Consider the following 3,601-nt stretch of genomic DNA (forward strand, 5'->3'; position numbering starts at 1 on the left):
GTCGAGCTGCGCGCGGAAGCCACGGCCGCGCAGCCGGTTGCTCCCGCCGCTCGCGGCATCCGTCAGCCAGAGTGGGCCGCGCCGCACGCCGCCGACCCGCCCGAGCTCCTTCAGGAACCGCCGGTTCGAGTGGCCGCGCGAAGCGAGGCGGTCGATCGACTCGGCGAGCGCGGCACAGGAATCCATCCCTTCACTGTAGGAGCAGTCGATCGCCGTGCCGGGTCATCGCGCGGCGCCGGCGACCGCTCGTAGGCTGGGAGCATGCCCCGGTTGCAGGCGGACGCCGATCGCTCCCGGTGGGTGCCGATCACGGAGTCCCTCGGGCTCCGGGGCCGCCGGCATCGCCGGGCCGCGATCGGCATGCTGCTGCAGCAGGCGACGGGCGCGCTCGGTGCGCCGTCGCTGCCCGGCGGCGGCGTGAGCGCCTGGGCGATGAGCCAGGCCGTGCCGTTCCTCATGCGGCGGGCGGCGGGGCGCGTGCTCGCATGGGTGTGGCGGGCCGATCCCGAGCTCGTCGTCGTGGTCGCGCAGGTGCAGCAGGCGACACCGCAGGTGCGGCTCGCGCGTTCCGCGATGCCGAAGCGGCCGGAGGACACGGAGGCCTTCCAGGGGACGTACCTGGGGCGCGGCGAGAAGGTCACCGTGCCGCTGCCCGCCGACGGACGCACCTCGCCGTTCGCCACCTACACCTGGGACCTCGGGCCGCACCTCGTCAGCGTGACGGCCGTGTGCAGCGACCGGGAGCGGTTCGGCACCGTCATCGGCGACGTCGACGCGCTCGCCCGCGGCATCCGCGTCGTCGACGACCTCATGATCGGCGATGCACCCACGGTGCTGCGGATCGATCCGGCCTGATTCCCCGATCACGCGGCCGGCTCGGCGGCGCGCCGCCCCGAACGCGGGCCTCGCCGAGCCTTCGGCACGCGCGTACCCTTGGCGGCGAAGCGGGGGGCCGAACAAGGGAGTCACCGATGGCCGAGCTCTCACCCATCCAGCCGTGCCTGTGGTTCGACCACCAGGCCCGCGAGGCGATGGAGTACTACGTCAGCGTGTTCCCGAACTCCCGCATCGACTCCATCGAAGAGTATCCCGACGAGTCCCTCGACGAGCATTTCGCCGGCATGACCGGCAGGGTGCTGAGCGGGCGGTTCACGCTCAACGGGGTGGCGTTCACCTGCCTCGACGGCGGACCGGTCTTCCGGTTCAACGAGTCGATCTCGTTCGTCGTGGCGTGCGCCGACCAGGCCGAGATCGACGACTACTGGTCGAAGCTGTCGCACGACCCCGAGTCGGAGCAGTGCGGCTGGTGCAAGGACCGGTTCGGCCTGAGCTGGCAGGTCGTCCCCGCGAACATGGGCGAGCTGACGCGCCGGCCCGAGCAGATCCAGGTGATGATGCGGCAGAAGAAGATCGTCATCGCCGAGCTCGAGGACGCCTGAGCCGGCCGGGGACCGACCGGCCGGCGGCCGGGCGCCTCGCCTCAACCGGGCAGCCGGCTGGCGGCGGCCCAATCCTCCGGGTGTCGCGCCTGCTCACGCGTGAGCTCGGTGGCGCCGCCGCAGTTCGAGCAGACGACCGCGTACTGACGCGCGAACGTGAAGGTCGGGATGAAGAACAGCCAGAGCCGACTGCCGACCTCGACGACCCGCTGCGGCGCCGGCATCCGGCAGTACTCGCAGATGAAGCGCAACGTGGCGAGTTGCCGCTCGCGAGGGAACACCCCGATGAACAGGAACATGCGTCGATCGTACGAACGGCCGGATGCCGCGGCCACGGGCTTGCGCCGCCGTGGCGGCTGCGCAAGGCGACCGTGCTCAGAGCCCCTCGGCGATCTCCTTGATCGCGGCGAGGCGGCGGTCCCACTCGGCGCCGATCGCGTCGAGGCGTCGCGCGGTCGCGGCGAGCTCCGACCCGATCACGCGATAGCGCACCTCGCGTCCGACCCGCACCGGCTCGACCAGGCCGACCTCCTGCAGCACGGCGAGGTGCTTCGCGATCGCCTGGCGGGTGACGGGCAGGCGCCCGGCGAGGGCCGACGCCGACGCGTCGCCCTCGCCGAGTGCCGCCAGGATGCTCCACCGGGTCTCGTCGCCGAGTGCGGCGAACACGGGGACCAGCGCCTGCATGGTCATGCGCCGCGCTCGAGCAGGGCGACGAGCTTGTCGAGCTCGTCGTTCCAGCCGCCGCGGTGGCTCTCCATGTTTGCTGCGGGGTCGGAGGTGGCCTCGAACCCGGTCTCGACCACGGTGAGCTGCGTGCCGTCGGCGGTGGGCTCGAGGGTGAACGTGAAGACGGTGGAGTGCTCGTCGACGTCGTCGGGCATGACGCCGCTCGCGTCGTCGTTGCCCCACCGGTACGACACGAGCCGCGGCTCCTCGAACGCCTCGATGCGCAGCGGCACGGCGCCGTAGCCCTCGAAGGTGAGGGTTCCGCGCGCGCCGACCCCGGCGCCGTGGATGACAGCCGTGCCGAACCACTGCGAGATGTGCTCGGGCTGCGTGACCGCCGACCACACCTTCTCGATGGGCGCCGCGATCTGGATCGTGCGTCGCACGGCGAACTGGCCCTCGTCGACGACGGATGCCGGGTTGCTGGTCATGTGCTCCATGATGGTTCCTTTCGTGGGAGTTCGGTGCGGAATGTGGGGCGTTCCACCTTTGAATGCAACTTTAGAGTTGCACATCGCCATCCGCGACGCAACCCCCGGGTTGCAGTTCGGTGACGCTCCTTCCACACCGGAGCCACCGCCGCAAGGCCCGTGAGCAAACCGCCTGTCGGGCGTAGCGTCGTGCCAACCCGAAGGAGCGAGCTCAATGAGCAGTCCGACGACCCTCGTCGCCGACCGCTACCGGCTGGTCAAGCTGATCGGCTCGGGCGGCATGGGCGTCGTGTGGCATGCCTGGGATGAGCGACTGCACCGCGACGTCGCGCTCAAGATGCTGCGCACCCAGCCCGACCTCAGCGACCGCGAGCGCGAGGCCGCGACCGACCGGGCGATGCGGGAGGCCCGCATCACGGCCGGGCTGCACCATCCGCACGCGGTCACCGTGTTCGACGTCGTCGAACACGAGGGCCAGCCGTGCCTCGTGATGCAGCTCGTCGAGTCGACGCCCCTGTCGGCCCTGCTCCGGGAGCGCGGCACCATGACCCCGCGCGAGACGGCCCGGATCGGCGCCGAGGTCGGGTCGGCCCTCGCGGCGGCCCACAAGCTGCGCATCGTGCACCGCGACGTGAAGCCGGGCAACATCCTCATCACCGAGGACGGCTCGGCGATGATCAGCGACTTCGGCATCTCGCACGCCCTCGGCGACACCACCATCACGGCCACCGGCATGGTGCACGGTACTCCGGCCTATCTGGCGCCCGAGGTGGCGCAGGGCAAGCCGTCGAGCTTCGCCTCCGACGTGTTCTCGCTCGGATCCACGATGTACACGATGCTGGAGGGCCGGCCGCCGTTCGGCGCCGACCGCAACCCGCTCGCGCTCCTGCACCGGGTCGCCCGCGGGGACTTCCCTCCCCCGCAGCGGGCGGGCGCCCTCGATCCGCTGCTGCGCACCATGCTCGCGTCCGACCCGCGGCGCCGGCCGAGCATGAAGACGGT

General features: G+C 71.5%; 6 protein-coding genes and 1 pseudogene. 3 read left to right on the forward strand and 4 right to left on the reverse strand.

Annotated elements, in window-relative coordinates; all coding sequences use genetic code 11:
- Positions 1 to 186, reverse strand: a pseudogene (locus AC1DY2_RS17235) (hypothetical protein); the annotation flags it as partial.
- 75 nt (positions 187 to 261) lie between these two features.
- Here AC1DY2_RS17235 and AC1DY2_RS17240 point away from each other — a divergent pair.
- Positions 262 to 855, forward strand: a complete 594-nt coding sequence (locus AC1DY2_RS17240) for a hypothetical protein (protein WP_476763528.1) — start codon at positions 262 to 264, stop codon at positions 853 to 855.
- Positions 856 to 971: 116 nt separating this feature from the next.
- Positions 972 to 1,439 (forward strand): VOC family protein, encoded by a 468-nt coding sequence (locus AC1DY2_RS17245; protein ID WP_476763529.1) that lies wholly within the window; start codon positions 972 to 974, stop codon positions 1,437 to 1,439.
- Between the two features lie 41 nt (positions 1,440 to 1,480).
- On the opposite strand, the gene AC1DY2_RS17250 is transcribed toward AC1DY2_RS17245, so the two are convergent.
- From AC1DY2_RS17250 to AC1DY2_RS17260, 3 genes are all read right to left on the reverse strand, one after another.
- Positions 1,481 to 1,738 (reverse strand): zinc ribbon domain-containing protein, encoded by a 258-nt coding sequence (locus AC1DY2_RS17250; RefSeq protein WP_309974111.1) that lies wholly within the window; start codon positions 1,736 to 1,738, stop codon positions 1,481 to 1,483.
- A 76-nt stretch (positions 1,739 to 1,814) separates the two neighbouring features.
- Positions 1,815 to 2,132 (reverse strand): ArsR/SmtB family transcription factor, encoded by a 318-nt coding sequence (locus tag AC1DY2_RS17255; RefSeq protein WP_476763530.1) that lies wholly within the window; start codon positions 2,130 to 2,132, stop codon positions 1,815 to 1,817.
- Positions 2,129 to 2,599, reverse strand: coding sequence for an SRPBCC family protein (locus AC1DY2_RS17260; protein WP_476763531.1), 471 nt, complete (start codon positions 2,597 to 2,599; stop codon positions 2,129 to 2,131). The genes AC1DY2_RS17255 and AC1DY2_RS17260 overlap by 4 nt, the downstream gene beginning before the upstream one ends.
- A gap of 214 nt (positions 2,600 to 2,813) precedes the next feature.
- Here AC1DY2_RS17260 and AC1DY2_RS17265 point away from each other — a divergent pair.
- A partial coding sequence (locus tag AC1DY2_RS17265; protein ID WP_476763532.1) for a serine/threonine-protein kinase occupies positions 2,814 to 3,601 on the forward strand: 788 nt, incomplete at its 3' end.

Source organism: Agromyces sp. P1_H4, from assembly GCF_056405255.1.